The organism is Caballeronia novacaledonica (assembly GCF_900258035.1).
Taxonomy (GTDB): domain Bacteria; phylum Pseudomonadota; class Gammaproteobacteria; order Burkholderiales; family Burkholderiaceae; genus Caballeronia; species Caballeronia novacaledonica.
In genome coordinates this window covers 259,980-276,170 of sequence record NZ_OGTP01000005.1, presented here as the reverse complement: position 1 = coordinate 276,170, position 16,191 = coordinate 259,980, and the positions used below count along the sequence as shown (strand labels likewise).

General features: G+C 62.0%; 18 protein-coding genes, 2 pseudogenes and 1 other annotated feature. Of the genes and pseudogenes, 7 read left to right on the top strand and 13 right to left on the bottom strand.

Annotated features, from left to right (window positions below):
- Nucleotides 1-42: 42 nt before the first annotated feature.
- From NOV72_RS10830 to oxlT, 5 genes are all read right to left on the bottom strand, one after another.
- Nucleotides 43-786, bottom strand: coding sequence for a GntR family transcriptional regulator (locus NOV72_RS10830; RefSeq protein WP_106854573.1), 744 nt, complete (start codon nt 784-786; stop codon nt 43-45).
- Nucleotides 776-997, bottom strand: coding sequence for a hypothetical protein (locus NOV72_RS31915; RefSeq protein WP_146149988.1), 222 nt, complete (start codon nt 995-997; stop codon nt 776-778). Before NOV72_RS31915 ends, NOV72_RS10830 begins: the two co-directional genes overlap by 11 nt.
- 113 nt (nt 998-1,110) lie before the next feature.
- Nucleotides 1,111-2,124: a 2-dehydropantoate 2-reductase gene (locus tag NOV72_RS10825; protein WP_106854572.1), complete on the bottom strand. Its 1,014-nt coding sequence runs from the start codon at nt 2,122-2,124 to the stop codon at nt 1,111-1,113.
- 162 nt (nt 2,125-2,286) lie between these two features.
- The gene (locus tag NOV72_RS10820) at nt 2,287-3,222 is read right to left on the bottom strand and encodes a LysR family transcriptional regulator (RefSeq protein ID WP_106854571.1); all 936 of its coding nucleotides are present in this window, start codon (nt 3,220-3,222) and stop codon (nt 2,287-2,289) included.
- On the bottom strand, nt 3,219-4,547 hold the full coding sequence (gene oxlT / locus NOV72_RS10815) for an oxalate/formate MFS antiporter (protein ID WP_106854570.1): 1,329 nt from the start codon (nt 4,545-4,547) through the stop codon (nt 3,219-3,221). The genes NOV72_RS10820 and oxlT overlap by 4 nt, the downstream gene beginning before the upstream one ends.
- Nucleotides 4,548-5,016: 469 nt before the next feature.
- Here oxlT and NOV72_RS10810 point away from each other — a divergent pair, with 469 nt between their 5' ends.
- Nucleotides 5,017-5,964 (top strand): LysR family transcriptional regulator, encoded by a 948-nt coding sequence (locus NOV72_RS10810; RefSeq protein WP_106854569.1) that lies wholly within the window; start codon nt 5,017-5,019, stop codon nt 5,962-5,964.
- 99 nt (nt 5,965-6,063) lie between these two features.
- A complete protein-coding gene (locus NOV72_RS10805; RefSeq protein ID WP_106854623.1) occupies nt 6,064-6,402 on the top strand; it encodes a hypothetical protein in 339 nt (112 codons plus the stop codon).
- 104 nt (nt 6,403-6,506) lie between these two features.
- On the opposite strand, the gene NOV72_RS10800 is transcribed toward NOV72_RS10805, so the two are convergent.
- From NOV72_RS10800 to NOV72_RS10775, 7 genes are all read right to left on the bottom strand, one after another.
- Complete coding sequence (locus tag NOV72_RS10800; RefSeq protein ID WP_106854568.1) at nt 6,507-7,958, bottom strand: aldehyde dehydrogenase family protein; 1,452 nt, start codon at nt 7,956-7,958, stop codon at nt 6,507-6,509.
- Between the two features lie 25 nt (nt 7,959-7,983).
- Entirely contained in the window at nt 7,984-8,265 is a 282-nt protein-coding gene (locus tag NOV72_RS31910; protein ID WP_146149987.1) for a hypothetical protein, read from the bottom strand.
- Between the two features lie 11 nt (nt 8,266-8,276).
- The gene (locus NOV72_RS10795; RefSeq protein ID WP_106854567.1) at nt 8,277-8,636 is read right to left on the bottom strand and encodes a COG4315 family predicted lipoprotein; all 360 of its coding nucleotides are present in this window, start codon (nt 8,634-8,636) and stop codon (nt 8,277-8,279) included.
- A gap of 75 nt (nt 8,637-8,711) precedes the next feature.
- Nucleotides 8,712-9,755 carry a YncE family protein gene (locus NOV72_RS10790; RefSeq protein WP_106854566.1) on the bottom strand — a complete coding sequence of 348 codons (1,044 nt, stop codon included), beginning with the start codon at nt 9,753-9,755 and terminating at the stop codon, nt 8,712-8,714.
- Between the two features lie 35 nt (nt 9,756-9,790).
- Complete coding sequence (locus NOV72_RS10785) at nt 9,791-10,522, bottom strand: superoxide dismutase (RefSeq protein WP_245932985.1); 732 nt, start codon at nt 10,520-10,522, stop codon at nt 9,791-9,793.
- Nucleotides 10,523-10,588: 66 nt separating this feature from the next.
- A complete protein-coding gene (locus tag NOV72_RS10780) occupies nt 10,589-11,764 on the bottom strand; it encodes a chromate transporter (protein ID WP_106854564.1) in 1,176 nt (391 codons plus the stop codon).
- On the bottom strand, nt 11,761-12,741 hold the full coding sequence (locus NOV72_RS10775) for a chromate resistance protein ChrB domain-containing protein (RefSeq protein WP_106854563.1): 981 nt from the start codon (nt 12,739-12,741) through the stop codon (nt 11,761-11,763). The genes NOV72_RS10780 and NOV72_RS10775 overlap by 4 nt, the downstream gene beginning before the upstream one ends.
- Before the next feature lie 122 nt (nt 12,742-12,863).
- Here NOV72_RS10775 and NOV72_RS10770 point away from each other — a divergent pair, with 122 nt between their 5' ends.
- Both NOV72_RS10770 and NOV72_RS10765 read left to right on the top strand, forming a co-directional pair.
- On the top strand, nt 12,864-13,169 hold the full coding sequence (locus NOV72_RS10770; RefSeq protein ID WP_281261805.1) for a metal-sensing transcriptional repressor: 306 nt from the start codon (nt 12,864-12,866) through the stop codon (nt 13,167-13,169).
- Nucleotides 13,170-13,176: 7 nt separating this feature from the next.
- Nucleotides 13,177-14,100, top strand: coding sequence for a nickel/cobalt efflux transporter (locus tag NOV72_RS10765; protein WP_106854562.1), 924 nt, complete (start codon nt 13,177-13,179; stop codon nt 14,098-14,100).
- On the opposite strand, the pseudogene NOV72_RS10760 reads toward NOV72_RS10765, so the two are convergent.
- Nucleotides 14,015-14,489: pseudogene (locus NOV72_RS10760) on the bottom strand (transposase family protein); the annotation flags it as partial. The gene NOV72_RS10765 and the pseudogene NOV72_RS10760 overlap by 86 nt on opposite strands.
- Nucleotides 14,189-14,306 (bottom strand) — a sequence feature (AL1L pseudoknot). (Overlaps the previous pseudogene by 118 nt.)
- 39 nt (nt 14,490-14,528) lie before the next feature.
- Between NOV72_RS10760 and NOV72_RS33120 the strand changes: the two are divergent.
- The 3 genes and pseudogenes from NOV72_RS33120 to NOV72_RS10750 form a co-directional block, all read left to right on the top strand.
- Nucleotides 14,529-14,672: pseudogene (locus NOV72_RS33120) on the top strand (IS256 family transposase); the annotation flags it as partial.
- Between the two features lie 261 nt (nt 14,673-14,933).
- Nucleotides 14,934-15,581 carry a CDP-alcohol phosphatidyltransferase family protein gene (locus tag NOV72_RS10755; protein ID WP_106854561.1) on the top strand — a complete coding sequence of 216 codons (648 nt, stop codon included), beginning with the start codon at nt 14,934-14,936 and terminating at the stop codon, nt 15,579-15,581.
- The gene (locus NOV72_RS10750; protein ID WP_106854560.1) at nt 15,574-16,191 is read left to right on the top strand and encodes a lysophospholipid acyltransferase family protein; all 618 of its coding nucleotides are present in this window, start codon (nt 15,574-15,576) and stop codon (nt 16,189-16,191) included. The genes NOV72_RS10755 and NOV72_RS10750 overlap by 8 nt, the downstream gene beginning before the upstream one ends.

Sequence of the window (16,191 nt, the reverse complement as noted above, 5' to 3'; positions counted from 1 at the left end):
ACGCCACGCAGCCTTTCTTATTACCTCGACCTCAATCCTGCATCAGTCCAGAAAGTCGCAATTCGCCTCGACGAACGCCGCCAGATCCAGCGAATGCTGCTTCACGAGCCGCTCGACCAGTTCCGTGTCCCGCTTCTCCAGCGCCTCGATGATCCGCATGTGATCGACGATCGAACGCGACGCCCGGTCGCTTTGCGAGATCGTCATCTTACGGATGGCGCGCACGTGCACGAAGATGTTCTTGATCGTCTCGAAGATGATTTCCGACTTCGACAACCGCACGATGGCCGAATGGAACGCGATATTCGCGTCCGAATACTCGTCGATGTGCTCGGCGGGCGTCGAGTCGCGGAAGTTGTCGAACATGTGGCGCAAGTGGGCGATTTCCTCGTCCGTCGCGCGCTGCGTCGCAAGCCGCGCCGCCATGCTCTCCAGCGCCGCCCACATATGGATCATCTCCACGATCTCGCGCTTGGTCTTGCGCAAGATGTAGACGCCGCGGCGCGGCACCGTGCGCAGAAACCCTTCCTGCTCGAGCAGCGTCATGGCTTCGCGGATCGGCGTGCGCGAGACGCCGAGCGCCTCGGTCAGCTCTTTCTCGTCGAGACGGATTTCTTCCCGCGAACGGTAGATGTCCGCCTCGGCAATGGCCTGCCGCAGCTTCGCGTATGCCTGATCGCGCAGCGAGACCGTGGCATTGATCGGCTCAAGCGAAAGCGTCAGCCCCGACGAACGAGCGTCCGGGCGAGCTTCCGGCCTGTCTACGGATTGAGTATCAGATGGCATTGATGGCTTGATTTCCCAAGTGCGGACGGCGAGCGTCGACACGCTTGCCCGAACCGCCGTTCTGATCGTCCGCCGCGAGTCCGGCGAAGCGACCATGATCCTGTGCGCGCTGCAGCATGCTCTGCGGCACCGACGACGCAATCATAAACGTAACACCCACACCCACGGCAACCAGCGCGAATCCGACAACAACAAACAGGGCGATGCTCATCTCAGGCTCCAGTCAAATCACTCAAGAGCCCTCAGTATATGCTGCATCGCAACAGCGCGCAACATATTTTGCATCTTGTATATCAGAAACAAACGCTGGTGCCTTCGTGCAGTTTAGGCGGCTTTTTGGGATTGCGGGAGCGGCAGCGGCTTCGCCGTGCCCTGGTTCACGCCCTCGCGCAGCTTGATCAGTGCGAGGACGGCATCGAGCATCGGCGTGTCAACGTGCACCAGTCGGCCGATTTCCTGTACGACGGTCATCAGCGGATCGATTTCCATCGGGCGTCCGGCCTCGCAGTCCATCAGCATCGACGTCTTGTGCGCGCCGACCGCGCCCGCGCCGTTGATGCGCCGCTCCACGTCCACGCGGAAGTTCACGCCGATCTTGTCGCCGATGGCCTTCGCCTCCAGCATCATCGCCTTCGAGAGCGCGCGCGTGCCGGGATCGCTCGTCAGCACGTCGAGTGTCGCGCCGGTCAGCGCGCTGATCGGGTTGAAGCACAGGTTGCCCCACAGCTTCAGCCAGATTTCGTCGCGAATGTTGTCGCGCATCGGCGCTTCCATGTCCGCCTTGGCCATCAGGTCGTGCAGCGCCTGGAGACGCGGCGTGATTTCGCCGCTCGGCTCGCCGATCGGAAACTTCTTGCCGTAGTGATGCTCGATAACGCCCGGCTCCGCGATCTCCGCCGCCGGCAGCAGCACGCAGCCGATCGCGCGTTGCGGCCCGAACACGTCCCATTGCCGGCCACCGGGATCGACGCTCTGCAGCTTCGTGCCTTCGAGCTCGCCGCCGTGCTTGTAGAAGTACCAGTAAGGCAGTCCGTTGACGGCCGTGACGATCGCCGTTTCCGGTCCGAGCAGCGGCGGAATCAGATCGACGACGCCGGGAATCGAATGCGCCTTGAGCGCGATGATCACGTAGTCCTGCGGGCCGAGTTCGGCGGGATTATTGGTGCAGCGCACCTTGACGGTGTGCTCCTCGCCATCGATCCGCAGCTTGACGCCGTTCGCCTGCATGGCCGCGAGATGCGGCCCGCGCGCGACGAAACTGACGTCCGCTCCGGCGCGCGCCAATTGCGCACCCATATAACCGCCGATCGCGCCGGCGCCGTACACGCAGATTTTCATGGTTCGTCTCCTGAGGTTGTAGCCTTGTAGCCTTCTGATATACAAGATACTACATTCCGTATCAGCCAAGAACAAGGCGAATCGTACATTCGCGAACGAGCGGAAACCCGCATGCGCGAAGGCGCGCCGCGGGTTCGAACGAGCGTGGAAAAAACGGGACGATCAGGCGTCGACGGCCTGACCCGAGATCAGAGTATGCGACGAGGACGCGACGATGTGCGACCACACACTCGCCGCGCTCGCGCGCAATGCGCGGCTTTTGCGCCGCACGAGCATGATCGTGCGCGATACGTCGGGCGCGAGCGGGATGAAGCGCGCGTGCGGGCCATCGCAGGCGGCGCGTGCGTGCATCGGCAGAATTCCGACGCCTAAGCCCGCTTCGGCCATGCGCGCGACCGCCGCCGATTGCGTGAGTTTCTGGCGAACCGCGCCGGTGACGCCGTGCAGCGCGAGCGCGGCTTCGATGGCGCCGAGGCTGCCGGTGTCGTCGTCGAGAAGGAGCAGCGGCGTGCCGCGCAACTGCTGCCAGTCGATGCGCGCCGCCTCGCTCAGCCGGTGCGACGCGCCGACGACCGCCGCGAGGCCATCGGCGAAAAGCGGTTCGGCGGCCAGTTCGTCGAGATTGTCCGGCGCAATCACGACGCCCAGTTCCGCCTCGCCCGAACGCACGAGTTGCAGCACGGCGTTTTGCGGCCGATCCATCATCACGATCGTGATATCCGCGAGGCGCGCGCGACACGATGCGAGCATGGCGGGCAAAACGCTCGCCGTGAGACCGCAACTGCTCGCGAGATTCACGACGCCCGGCTCGCCGCCCTCCTGCACACGCGGCCGCAGCGTCGCTTCCAGTTCCTCCACGAGCGGTGCGATCCGCGCGAGCAGCCTGCGCCCGGTGTCGGTGAGAGCAACTTGGCGCGTGGTGCGATCGAAGAGCCGCAGCGCGACTTCGTCTTCGAGTTCGCGGATGCTGCGGCTGACCGCCGATTGCGTGATGCCGAATTCATCGCCCGCGCGCGTGAAGCTACGATGCCGCGCGAGCGTCACGAACAATCTCAGTTGATGCAGCGAGACGCTCAACGATCGCGCGTCGTCTTTCATTGAATCGAGCCGGTCCGCAATGGGGCGTTGATCGACGATTCGCTCGATGCTTCCTCGACCGTGTTTTCGATCCAGCGCTTGCGCATCGGCGCGAGGACGAATTTGGCGCACAGCCCCGCCGCGATCGACGTCACCGCCGCCGTGATGAACACCGCGTTCCACGAGCCGATCGACGCGAGCACCGATGCGAGCGGCACCAGCATCGACGCCGTGCCCTTCGCCGTGTAGAGCGTGCCCGCGTTGGCGGCGGCGTACTTGCTGCCGAAGGTATCGGCGCAGGTCGCGGGGAAGATCGAGAAGATTTCGCCCCAGCAGAGGAACGTCATCGCCGCGAACAGCATGAAGAGATACGGATCGTGGCCGAACTCCATCAGCCCGAGCAGCGCGATGCCTTCGCCCAGGAAGATGATGAACATCGTGTTTTCGCGGCCGATCTTGTCCGAAATGAAGCCGCACAGCGGACGCGTGAAGCCGTTGCAGAGGTTATCGATGGACAGCGTCATCGCGAGCAGCGGCAGCGTCACGCCCAGCAGGTTCACCGGCATCTTCGCGAAGCCGTACTCCTTCGCGATCGGCCCGAACTGCGCGGTCGCGATCACGCCGCCCGCCGCGACGAACACGAACATCAGATACAGCACCCAGAAGAGCGGCGAGCGCACCATTTGTCCGGTCGTGTAGTCGACTTTCGTCGACACGATGCGCTTGGCCGGCACGATGCCCTTCGGCGGATTCGGCCGCACGAGCATCAGCGCGAGCACGAAGATGCACACGCCCTGCAGAATGCCGAAGAACATGAACGCGTGCTCGTAGCCCGAAGCCTGAATCATGTTGGAGATCGGAATCACGGTGACAGCCGCGCCCGCGCCGAAACCGGCTGCCGTCAGGCCCGCCGCGAGACCGCGCTTGTCCGGAAACCACTTGAGCGCCGTGCCGACGCACGTGCCGTACACGCAGCCCGCGCCGATGCCCGCGACCACTGCCGCGATATAGAGATGGATGAGACTCGTCGCGTGTGCGTCGATGATCCAGCCGAGCGCCGCGCAGATCGAGCCGCCGATGACCACCGGCCGTGGCCCGAACTTATCGACGAGCCAGCCCTCGACGGGCACGAGCCAGGTTTCAGTGACGATGAAAATGGTGAAGGCTGTCTGAATCGCCGCCTGGCCCCAATGATGTTTCGCATCCATCGGAACGACGAAAAGGGTCCATGCGTATTGCAGGTTTGCGACCAGCCCCATGCATAGGATGCCGATCACTAGCTGGAACCATCTGTTGTGATGACGCCCGTGCGATTGCCCGGACACAACCGTGTCTGCGCTTGCCATGTCTGTCTCCGTTATGTTTTATGCGCTCGTGCGGCGCTTGATGTGCTGCGAGAAGCCGGCGCGGTGCGTCGGCGGCGAGCGGTCGGTCAGGGGAAGTGCTCGGTCCAGGCGGCGTGGGCGTGAGGCCGCCGGTCGCGCGTGTTGCGCATGCTGAATTGGGCGATCGATTCGCACCTCGGGCAAACATCCGCGTCAGGCGATCGACGAATCATTTCAAGCGATTCCCAATAGAGTCCGGATGGTTGATGCGGGCCTTTGCAGGCTTCGTTTTTGTACTGTGTCGTGCTCGTGATACCGGGCGGAAAACACTCGGCAATGCCCGGGGTAAAGCATGGCCGTTCGTGCTAACCGCGACTGTCCGCCTTACAACTATGAGGGCGTGAAAGCATCGTGGGGGAGAAAAACGATTAAGGAAAGTTAGAAAAAATTATTGTATAAATTAGCTATCGTTAATGGATGAAGGACTGCCGTGCTTCGCAACGCCACCTTGCGTCAGTTGAAAATCTTCGAAACCGTTGCCCGCCGACTGAGTTTTTCCCGCGCCGCAGAGGAACTCTATCTCACGCAGCCCGCCGTTTCGACGCAGGTGAAGCAACTGGAGGAACACGCCGGCTTGCCGCTCTTCGAACAGTTGGGCAAGAAAATTTACCTTACGCCGGCCGGAAATGAAATGCTCCATTACAGCCGTGCGATTCTGGAGCAGTTCCGCGAAGCCGACGACGCGATGGCGCGGCTCAAGGGCATATCGGGCGGAACGCTCAACGTCGCGGTGATCAGCGCCGGCGATTACTTCTTTCCGCGACTGCTTGCGGCATTCACGCAGCGTAATACCGATGTCAGGCTGAATCTTGCGGTGCATAATCGCGAAGAACTGCTGCATCAGCTTTCCGACAATCTCACCGACCTCGCCGTGATGGTGCGTCCGCCGCGCGACATGGACACGATCAACGTCTCGTTCGCGCCCCATCCGTATGTGATCGTCGCGCCGCCGGATCATCCGCTCGTCGGACGCAGGAACTTGCCGCTCGAAGCGCTGGCCGACGAGCCGTTCATCGTCCGCGAGCGCGGCTCGGATACCTGGAATTCGATGGAGGAAGGCTTCGCCGGCCGGCTCTCCAACCTGAATGTCGCGATGGAAATCACCAGCACGGAGACGATCAAGCAGGCGGTGATCGCCGGCATGGGCCTGAGCTTTCTGTCCGCGCATACGATCAGCATGGAGCTGCAGGTCGGCAAACTGGCGGTGCTCGATATCGAGGGTTTTCCCGTGATGCTCAACTGGTTCGTCGTGCATCGGAACAACAAGCGCCTGCCGCCGGTGGCGCTCGCGTTCAAGGAGTTTCTCGTCGAAGAAGGCGCCGCGCAGATCGAAGCGATCACGCACATCGTCGCAAAGACCGGCAAACCCAACTCATAATGCTTTCTGGATAGATAAGCGAAAAAACTTTAACTATCGTATATGGATGGTGTTTCCTATCCTGAATTCATGCCCCACACGGCCATTCAGGAGACGATCATGATCCACGCCACGCACAGCGATGACCGCGAAGTTCACGCGCAAGTCTGCGCATTCAATACCGCTTTCGAAGAACTCGACCTGATGTTCCGTTGGGATGCGCAGACTTATCGCGCGCTGGCATCGGCGGACAGCGATTACGGGAAGATCGCCCAGTACATCGAGACGCATTCGCCGCATCTGTTGAAAGCGTACAGCGCGGAGTTTCTCTGCCAGGCGATTGTCGAGCGGAAGAATTCGACCGTCGAAGCGTGCCGCCAGAACACGGTTCAGTACGAAGACAGCACGCAGCGGGCGCGGCTTTGGCGGGCGCGCAACCAGGAAACGGCGCGCGTCTGAAGACTATTCACTATTGATATGGGCGGTCCGGGAATCCCGGACCGCCCTTTTGCATGGTTTGCGTTTGCGCATGTTCGCCGCGGTTGCCCGCGGCGGCGTCAAATTCAGGGCGTCAGTGCGACCCAAACCGACTTCGGCTCGGTGAAATTCTCGATGGCGACGTCGCCATGTTCGCGGCCGAAGCCGGAATCGCCCGCGCCGCCCCACGGCAGGCGCACATCGGTGAAGCCGTAGGTATTCACCCAGACCGTGCCCGCCTTGAGCTCGGCAGCCATGCGATGCACCCGGCCGATATCCGCGCTCCACACACCGGCGGCGAGACTGTATGCGGTGCCGTTGGCGATGCGCAGCGCGTCGGCTTCGTCGTCGAAGGGAATGACGCTCGCGACCGGTCCGAAGATTTCCTCCTGCGAAATACGCATTTCGTGTTCGACATTCGCGAACACCGTCGGCTCGACGAAATAACCGCGCTCGCCTGAGCGCCTGCCGCCCGTCACGAGCGACGCGCCTTCTTCCTTGCCGATGTCCACGTAGTCCAGCACGCTCTTCATCTGCTTGGCGGAGATGAGCGGGCCCATGTTGGTTTCGCGCTGCGACGGATCGCCGAGCTTGATCGTCCGTGCGCGTTGCGCGAGGCGCTCGACGACTTCGTCGTATACGGCGCGCTGGGCGAGAATCCGCGAGCCCGCCGAGCAGACTTGGCCGGCGTTGAAGAAGATGCCCGAGGCGGCCGCGCGCACGGCGCCATCGAGATTGGCGTCCGCGAAAATCACGTTGGCGGACTTGCCGCCGAGTTCCAGCGTGACGCGCTTGAAATTGCCGGCCGCGCCCTGCAGGATGCCGCGCCCGACCGATGGCGAGCCGGTGAACGTCACCTTGTCGACGCCCGGATGCGCGACGAGCGCGTCGCCGACGACCGAACCCTTGCCGGTCACGATATTGAGCACGCCCGGCGGCACGCCTGCTTCCAGCGCGAGCCGTCCGACCATCAGCGCGGAGAGCGGCGTGATTTCGGCGGGTTTCACGATCAGCGTGCAGCCGCACGCCAGCGCGGGCGCGATTTTCCACATGCCGATCATCAGCGGGAAATTCCACGGCACGATCGCCGCGACGACACCGACGGGCTGGCGCATCGTGTACGTCAGTGCGTCGGGGCGCGCGGGCACGACCTGGCCGTTGATCTTGTCGCACCAGCCGGCGTAGTACGCGAGGGTATCGATGGCGGCCGGTACGTCCTGGCGCTGCACACCCGCGATCGGCTTGCCCGCGTCAAGACTTTCGAGCGCCGCGAGTTCTTCCTGATTTTCGCGCAGCAACTCGGCGAGCTTCATCAGGATCCGGCCGCGCTCGGCGGCGCGGATCGCGTTCCACGGCTTGAGCGCGGCGCGCGCGGCTTGCACGGCGCGGTCGACGTCGGCGGACGTTCCTTGCGCCACGCGGGAGATGGGGTTTTCCGTGGCGGGATCGAGGTTCGTCGAGTATTCGCCCCCGCTCGGGGGAACGAATTCGCCGTCGATCAGCAATTCGTAGCGTTTCAGGTCTGTGGTGTTGCCCATGTCTCGCTCCGTGTGTTTTTACAAATCACTTCATGTTGGGGCAGAACAACCATCGGTGAAAGCAAAACATTTTTATTGTTTGTATAGGACGGGATGTATGGACGGATATAGCGGGGAGTGGGGTTTGCGTTTGGCGCGATGTTTCGGATTTTTGCAGGTAGCCCACCAGCACGGCGCTGCCCAAGAACGACAACAAGGCACCTGGCGGAATGAAGGCGGTTGGTGTCCCCGCGAGATCGCTGTACTGGCCCGTGGTCGCGACCTTCGGAAGATTGGGCCGATTGAGGATCACGTTCAGGCTCGTCATGACACGCAACTTCAACGCACTGGTACAGCGTGCCAAACAGTATTAAGCCCGTCCCCCGCACGATCACCCGGTTTTTTGTCCATCAGACCGCGGTATAGCGGTTTGCCCCGATACGTCCACTGTCGATCGCCGCTTGCAGTATCGACCGTTCCGAGTTTGTCGCTGGCCATATCGCCCGGACTCGCCAGTGCAGGCGGGAAGTTTCTTACGCAATCGCCCTCGCAGGATTCGGCATCGGGTGCACCTTTCCCGCTGAACGAGTAGAGCGTCATGCCGTCTTCATCGACGAGTCTGCCGTCGCTAACATGTGGTGGCGTCGCGCAGGCCGAGGCGGCGGCGATCAGCGTAATTACTCCGACCAGTGTCCTCATTTGAATGCTCCGTTCGATTGATTGAACCTTTGTTAGCCGAGTCCCCCGATGATGCTTCGCAACCCAAATCTTTCTTCACCGAGGCGCCATGATCCGAAGCAGCGGGTGCCCTTCGACTTTCATAAGCGGAAAGTAGGAGCGATGCGTCTTGGCGTCGACATAGACGACGTGCGCGTCAGGCCCTAACTGTTCGTCGCCCAGATGCCTGACTCCCGTGGGATCTATCTGGAACAGAGAAACCATGCCTTGCTCGCCCGCGACATACACGGTCCGGGTCGATGAATCAAAAGCGAGAACGTCGGGATCAGCGCCGACGTCGAAGGCTTGAGAAACACGCTTCGTCTGCATATCCAGCACGAGCAACCGATCATTCCCTTCGCATGCGATGAATGCGAGCCGACGATCCGGCACGATCAGTAAGCCATGATTGCCCTTGGCTCCTGGCAAGTCGATGCGCGCGACGACGGCATCCTTCGCGGGGTCGATCTCGATCAATTGCCGCCGCGTCTGGACATTCACAAAGACATGGCGCGAGACCGGATCGTATTGCGTGTTGCCGACTTCGCCCCCGAGCGCAATGGTCGCGACACGCTTGTTCGTCGTTGTGTCGATGACAGTCTCAGTCTTGCCAGACTCGTCGGAGACATACAGCTTGTGCGTGTCAGGGACGTACGCCATCCCGTCCGGATAGCCACCGCCGGGCATCCGCGCAACGACTTCTAACGTACTTTCATCGATTGCGACGACCTCGTTTGTTCCGGTCGCCGATGCAAAGACGCGTCCGAGTTCGGGAACGACGAGCACGCCATGTACGTCCGCCACGCCGGGAACGGTTGCGATGACGCGATCCGCATTCGTGTCGAAGACGAGCACCTCGCTATCGCCGAGATGTGCGATGAACAGCAGGCCGCGCGCAGGGTCCGCGCTTTCGTAGTCGAAGCGCGTGGCACGACCCGGCAAAGGAACATCGGCGACGTGACGCAGCGATGGCGCTTCGGACGTGCGTCCATTCGATCTTGCGAACGCGGCAGGCGCGATGAACCATGTGAACGTGACCGCAAGGCTCAGGGTTGCGGCGAGTAAAGCAGACAGAGAAGAAATTTTCAGCGAGGCATTCATGCGCTGTCTCCGCTCGGCTGTCCACGCCCGTTCGGTCACGCGCGCCGGACAGGCATCGCCCCCTGCAGGCGCATGGCTGCGTTATCCCAATTCAGAATGTTGAAGAGCTGATTGACGTACTCCATGCGCCGGTTCTGATACTTCAGGTAGTACGCGTGCTCGAACACATCCAGCACGAGAATCGGCTGGATTCCCCATGCTGTGAGCTTTTGATGGTTCTCGCATTGGAGGATCATGAGCTTGCCGGTCGAAGGCAAATAGCCCACCACGCCCCAACCGGACGCTTCCGTTGCGATCGTGGCTGCCACAAGTTGCGCTTTGAACCTCGCGTAAGAGCCGAAATTCTTGTCGATGACCTGGGCCAGCTCGTTCCTCGGCTCGCCACCTTTGCCTGACAGGCTCGCCCAGTAAACCGTGTGGAGGATATGGCTCGACAGTTGGAAAGCGAGTTCCTTTTCGTGATACTTCACGAGCGAGAAGTCGTTGGACTCACGCGCTTTGCTCAGCGCGTCTTCGGCTTTGTTCGCTGCCGCCACGGCCGGTTTGTGATGGAAGTTATAGTGCAGTTCGACAGTGCGCGCGTCGATGACAGGCTCCAGCGCGTCGAATGCGAACGGTAGCGGCCCGGCGGCATATTTGCCTTCCGCGTCGGTGAGCTTGTCGATATAGCCGCCCTCTTCCGCAGTGTGAGCGGAATCGGAATTCGCGATCATTAAACCGGCCCCCGCCGCAGCGGTCTGATGCAGGAATGTACGACGGTTTGCCATGATGTCTCCTCGTAGTGTACGGAGGTCGTGTCTCCAGTTCGCTTCTGGCCCACGGCTTCAGCCGACTCAAAGATGAGCGAGCGGATAAACGACGAGACCGATCAGCGCGGCCGCCCCGACGACCATCGGCTCCTGCAACTTCTTGAAACGCCAGAGCACGAGCACGGTGACCAACGCCAGCAGCGCCGTCGGCCAGTCGACAATGGAGCGACGTGCGATCACGATCACCGAGCCGGTAATCGCGCCAACCGCAGCCGCTGTGATTCCGTCGACAAAGGCTTTGACGGCAGGGAGCCTCCCGTACTTTTTGAAGTACGGAGCGGGCAAGACCGTGAACAGATAGCAGGGCAGAAACGTACCGAGCGCCGCCACGCACGCACCGGGCAATCCTGCGACCAGATAGCCGATAAACCCGACGGTGATGACGACCGGGCCGGGCGTGATCATCGCGACCGCAACCGCGTCGACGAACTGCTTGTCGTTGAGCCAGTGATGCTCCGTGACGACACCGCCATAGAGGAACGGCACGATCGCGAGCCCCGAGCCGAACACGAAGGCGCCCGCCTTGGCGAAGAAAAGCCCGATCTGAGTCAGCAGCGAAACATCGATTCCGCTCATGAGTCCACCGAGCGCCGGTCCATGCGCGGCTGCCAGCGCGTTGACGCCGCCTCTGCCAAGCCAGCGCGGCGGTGCGCGATAAAACATGTTCACGAAGCCGCCGGCAATGAACAGCCAGGCAATTTCCGACTCCGTCACGATCGTCACCACAGCCAACAGCAGGAAGATGGCCCACAGCAGCTTGTCAGTCTTGAGGGTTTTGTTGACGAGCTTGTAGGCGCTTATTGCAATGATGCCGACCACCCCTGCAGCGACGCCGTAGAACACCGCCTGCATCCATGGCAAGCCGCCGAAGTGCACGTACGCCCAACCGAGCGCCACCACCATCAGAAACGAGGGAACCACGAACGCAATGCCGGCAGCCGTCGCACCGGGCACGCGGTAGTGGACATAGCCGAGATAGATCCCAAGCTGGGCGGCCAGTGGCCCCGGCATCATCTGCGCGAGCGCGAGCCCTTCACGATAGTCGTCGTCCGTGATCCAGGCGCGCCGTTCGACCAGATCGCGGTGCATATAGCCAACGAGTGCCACCGGCCCGCCAAATCCGAATGTGCCGAGCTTGAGCATGTAGCGCACCAATTGGCCGAGCGAGTAGGAAGGCGTGACCGCCGCGGTCGTTCTCATGAACGACTCCCCGCGTCGCTGCTTTTTGCGCTGGCTGCAAAGTGGGCGTACATCGAGTCGAGGACACGCGACATCTCGTCGAGCAACGCGTCGTCGTCTGCGGCACGTTCGCGGGCGCCCGCCATGATCGCCTCGAAACCAATCGCTTCCGGCACGGGTGCGCCACCCACGTCCATGACGTGAATCATCGCGCCGAGCCGTAGCAGCGCCGGGTCGCGCTCAAGGTCGAAGCTCGCCAGCAGCACCTCGAAGGTCACCCGCTCGCCTACGTGCGTGAACGCGGCTCCGTCGAAGTCGAAGCCCAGCGCATTCTTCGGGCACGCGTCGGGAGAGGTCAGCCAGAGGAAACGGCCGTCCGGATCGATAAAGCGCCGAATGAGCCAGGCGCTGGCGACGCGATCCACCCATAGGTGCCGACGCGTAGCCCACGTCCGGCCCTGATAATCCGCGATCGCCAGCGGCCGGATGGCTCGCTCGGCCGAATGCGGCTCACCGGGCGAGAGAACGGTATCGACGTGCGCCACGAAGTCCTGCAACGCTGCCTCGGCACGCGTCGCGCCTGCGTCCGGGAAATAGTCGATCGCGACGATCGTCTCGTAATCCTTGCGCACCCGACGTAGCAAGCGCCTGAGTTCGCTCTCCGACTGGCCGGCGACCGTCTTGCGCGACTCCGTGAGCGACTGGATGAACGTCGCATAGTCCTCGGAGCGGTCGAACAATCCGCGGAATTCGACGTCCTGCTCCGCATCCAGGCTCGGGGCGCGCAGCAGGTACGCGGTGCCGCCGTTCTCTCCGATCGCCACCGATAGTTCACGCAGCGCCGCTTCCCGCTGCGCCGAATAGGGCAGCAGATATATGCCGTCACGCAGCACGCCACAGCCCTTGGCCTTGAGCGCGCGCCAGAAACGCATGCGCGCGGTCGCATTTTCGGTCGGCAACGTCAGGACGAGCAACGACCACATCGAGAGGGTTTCCATGTAGCGAACTCTACACGGCTGTATTTATCGCTACAAGTAAACTTTGAGGCAGACGGTCAGGTTGCCAGGGTCACGCTCCAGCTCGTGGCACAATGAGTTATTATCCTGTCCCCGTGGATAGGATGACTTCCACGTCTTACTTGCAGCCAATCACCACCATGTCCGTACACACTTCTCACCCCGACATCATCAAACGGCTCAAGCGGGCCGAGGGCCATCTGCGAAGCGTGATCGCCATGCTCGAAGCGGAGAAGCCCTGCCTCGATATCGCCCAGCAACTGCAGGCGGTCGAGAGCGCGGTCTCCAGCGCCAAACAAACGCTGATCCGCGACCACATCGACCATTGTCTGGAAGCGACGGTGCGCGAGGGCAAGCAGAGCACGGCGGAGTCACTCGCCGAGCTCAAAGCCATTACCAAGTATCTTTGAAACTGAAATGACTGATTTTTCAACGCTTTTGCAGCAAGGCACGGCGAGTGCCTGGCTGTTCATCCCGAGCGCCGTGCTGCTGGGCGCACTCCACGGACTCGAGCCGGGTCATTCGAAGACGATGATGGCCGCGTTTATCGTCGCGATCCGCGGGACCGTCGGCCAGGCTGTCTTGCTCGGTCTTTCGGCCACCATCTCGCATACGGCGGTGGTCTGGGCCGTGGCACTCGCTGGCATGTACTTCGGCAGGAATCTCAATCCCGAGACGACCGAGCCCTACTTTCAGCTCGCGTCCGCTGTCCTGGTCGTGCTGGTGGCTACCTGGATGATCTGGCGCACGCGGCGCGACCAACAGATGGCCGCCGAGCACCACCATCACCACCATGAACACGGCGATGAGACGAAGCGCATCGATACGGGACATGGCTTCGTTCGACTGGAGATCTTCGAGGACGGCGTGCCGCCCCGCTTTCGACTCTTCCGGGAAGGGCATCGGCACGGCGAGCTTCGCCCGGAACAGGTTGTCATCGAGACGAAGCGGCCTGACGGCACCCAGCAGGTTTTTACCTTCCGGGAACGTGATGGCTTTCTCGAATCCAAGGAAGCGATCCCCGAGCCGCATCAGTTCACGGCTCGCGTGCAGATCAGCCACGAGCGGCACAGCCACCACTACGACGTCGAGTATGTCGAGCACGGTCATCATAGTGAAACGACGGGGCTTGATGTGTCGTCGGCAGAGTATCAGGACGCACATGAACGCGCGCACGCGAATGACATCAAGCGACGCTTCGCGAACAAGGACGTCACCACCGGACAGATCATCATGTTCGGTCTGACGGGCGGACTGCCACCGCAATACCTTCCCGATTCGTTTGCTTCCAGACCTTCGGCACGCCATGGACCTGCATGCTGGCCTGCCAGACGCGCTTGATCTCGAGTTGCAGGATCTGATCGCGGTTCGCTCGAGCGCAGCGTCTGGACGGATCGCGAAGCTGTGCGGCATGGCGTCGGTAGCCAGACGGGGCAATCCGCAAGACCTTGCAGTTCGGCTCGACCCCGAAGGTATCGCGATATTGATCGACAAAAGGCCTTCCGGACTTGAAACAGCGGTCGAGCTCCGCCTGGGCGGAAAGCGCGCTCACCAAGGTCGACTTGGTCGCGCTTGAGCCACTAGTGCAGTGTCTGCGGTGTACAGCCGATCATCGGCGCAATCGATTCGACCGCCGCCCACATCGGCGGATGTTCACTACGCTGCTCGCGAACCAGGCGCACTGCGCGCTCGCGGACTTCTGGGGAAAACTTGGTTGCCTTCCTGTTCATAGCTCCATTGTCTCGAGAGTTGGAGCCTTCACAAAACCCGGCTTACTCAAGAAGCAACTCGCCGAGCGCATGCTGACGACCGAGACCGACGACGCCAAATCGTGCAAACACCGCAACGGCACGAACCCGAAGATCGTCACCCCGCCCAATAAAGAGGTGACTCTCGCCATTCCACGCGATCGAACACGTTCTCGACGAATCAGCATCTCAAATTAATCCCGTTGCCATATATCTTCTGCAATGCTAAGTTCGTGCACTTCGAATCACGGTGGCAATGAGATCAGCTCGAAGACGTTCCCACGCGCAGCACCGCACGCCGATCTTCCACCACGACTCCACAAAGTGCGATGAGTCCACAAAAGGCCGCTGAATCACATGCCCGACCCGGCAAGTCTTCTCGCGAATCGCTCCGACTCCATCCCTTCCCTCGCAAATCAGCAGATCATGGACGATAACCGGCGCCCGATCAAATCACGCAGCAATACGACAATCGTCGCGCTCTCCAACTGGCTCGCCCATACACGCGTCACGCCCAATCAGATCTCGGCCGCGAGCGTGGTCTTTGCGACGATGGGCGCACTGGCGCTGCTACGCACCGACAGCGTGCTCGCCATGCTGATCGTCATCGCCTGCGTCCAGTTGCGGCTGTTGTGCAACGTCATCGACGGCCTCGTCGCGGTAGAGGGCGACAAGAAGTCCATCGTCGGGCCGATCTTCAACGAGTTTCCGGATCGCCTCGCGGACAGCGTGTTGCTCATCGCCGCAGGCTACGCGTGCGGCGCGGCGTCGCTCGGATGGGCCGCGTCACTGTTTGCCGCGCTCACCGCCTACGTGCGCGTGTTCGGCGGTTCCGCGGGACTGCCGCAGCGCTTCATCGGGCCGATGGCCAAACAGCATCGGATGGCGGTGCTCACGCTCGCCTGCGCCGCGACGATCGCCGAAATCTGGCTGCACCGGCCGCACGTCAGCCTGCTTGCGGGTCTCGCGATCATTGCGGCAGGCAGCGCACTGACATGCATCACCCGCACGCGCGCCCTCGTGCTCGATCTGCGTCGGACTCGACGAGACGCCGAGGAGGCCCGTCATGCGTAACGTGATGCAGCGCGGACTGCTTGGCGTCGTGCGTCTCGTGGTGGGCGCGCGCGGCCGCTTCGCGAGCGTGCCGCCGTCAGCGCGACAGACGATCTACTTCGCCAACCATACGAGCCACGTCGATACGCTCGCCATTCTGACGGCGCTGCCGCCGGATGTGCGCGCAAGCGTGCGCCCCGCGGCGGCGCGCGACTACTGGGAGGCCACGCCTGTACGGCGTTTCATTGCAAAGCGCGTGCTGGGCGTCGTCTACGTGACACGCCAGCGCACCGAAGGCGAAGACCCGCTTCAGCTCGTACGCGACGCACTCGCGTCCGGCTGGTCGATCATTCTCTTTCCGGAGGGTACTCGCAGCGAGACCGGCGAGATCGCCCCGTTCAGGAGCGGTCTTTACTGGCTCTCGCGCGAATTCCCCGACGTGCAACTGATTCCCGTGTATCTCGCCGATCTGGTCCGCGCGATGCCCAAGGGCAAGCTGCTTCCGGTGCCATTCAACTGTCAGGTGTCCTTCGGAGACGCCGTGCCGGGGGCGGCAGCGTTCGACAAGGACGAATTCCTCGCGATGGCGCGCGACGCGGTCATCAAGGTCAAAGACCCGGTAAGGAGCTAG

Excerpts from the sequence above, each read along its gene's own strand:
- NOV72_RS10790 (WP_106854566.1), bottom strand. The coding sequence starts at position 9,755 with ATGAATGCCTCGCTGAAAATTTCTTCTCTGTCTGCTTTACTCGCCGCA.
- oxlT (WP_106854570.1), bottom strand. The coding sequence starts at position 4,547 with ATGGCAAGCGCAGACACGGTTGTGTCCGGGCAATCGCACGGGCGTCAT.
- NOV72_RS10750 (WP_106854560.1), top strand. The coding sequence starts at position 15,574 with ATGCGTAACGTGATGCAGCGCGGACTGCTTGGCGTCGTGCGTCTCGTG.
- NOV72_RS10795 (WP_106854567.1), bottom strand. The coding sequence starts at position 8,636 with ATGAGGACACTGGTCGGAGTAATTACGCTGATCGCCGCCGCCTCGGCC.
- NOV72_RS10830 (WP_106854573.1), bottom strand. The coding sequence starts at position 786 with ATGCCATCTGATACTCAATCCGTAGACAGGCCGGAAGCTCGCCCGGAC.
- NOV72_RS10805 (WP_106854623.1), top strand. The coding sequence starts at position 6,064 with ATGATCCACGCCACGCACAGCGATGACCGCGAAGTTCACGCGCAAGTC.
- NOV72_RS31910 (WP_146149987.1), bottom strand. The coding sequence starts at position 8,265 with ATGACGAGCCTGAACGTGATCCTCAATCGGCCCAATCTTCCGAAGGTC.
- NOV72_RS10775 (WP_106854563.1), bottom strand. The coding sequence starts at position 12,741 with ATGGAAACCCTCTCGATGTGGTCGTTGCTCGTCCTGACGTTGCCGACC.
- NOV72_RS31915 (WP_146149988.1), bottom strand. The coding sequence starts at position 997 with ATGAGCATCGCCCTGTTTGTTGTTGTCGGATTCGCGCTGGTTGCCGTG.
- NOV72_RS10785 (WP_245932985.1), bottom strand. The coding sequence starts at position 10,522 with ATGGCAAACCGTCGTACATTCCTGCATCAGACCGCTGCGGCGGGGGCC.
- NOV72_RS10800 (WP_106854568.1), bottom strand. The coding sequence starts at position 7,958 with ATGGGCAACACCACAGACCTGAAACGCTACGAATTGCTGATCGACGGC.
- NOV72_RS10780 (WP_106854564.1), bottom strand. The coding sequence starts at position 11,764 with ATGAGAACGACCGCGGCGGTCACGCCTTCCTACTCGCTCGGCCAATTG.
- NOV72_RS10765 (WP_106854562.1), top strand. The coding sequence starts at position 13,177 with ATGACTGATTTTTCAACGCTTTTGCAGCAAGGCACGGCGAGTGCCTGG.
- NOV72_RS10820 (WP_106854571.1), bottom strand. The coding sequence starts at position 3,222 with ATGAAAGACGACGCGCGATCGTTGAGCGTCTCGCTGCATCAACTGAGA.
- NOV72_RS10770 (WP_281261805.1), top strand. The coding sequence starts at position 12,864 with ATGACTTCCACGTCTTACTTGCAGCCAATCACCACCATGTCCGTACAC.
- NOV72_RS10825 (WP_106854572.1), bottom strand. The coding sequence starts at position 2,124 with ATGAAAATCTGCGTGTACGGCGCCGGCGCGATCGGCGGTTATATGGGT.
- NOV72_RS10755 (WP_106854561.1), top strand. The coding sequence starts at position 14,934 with ATGGACGATAACCGGCGCCCGATCAAATCACGCAGCAATACGACAATC.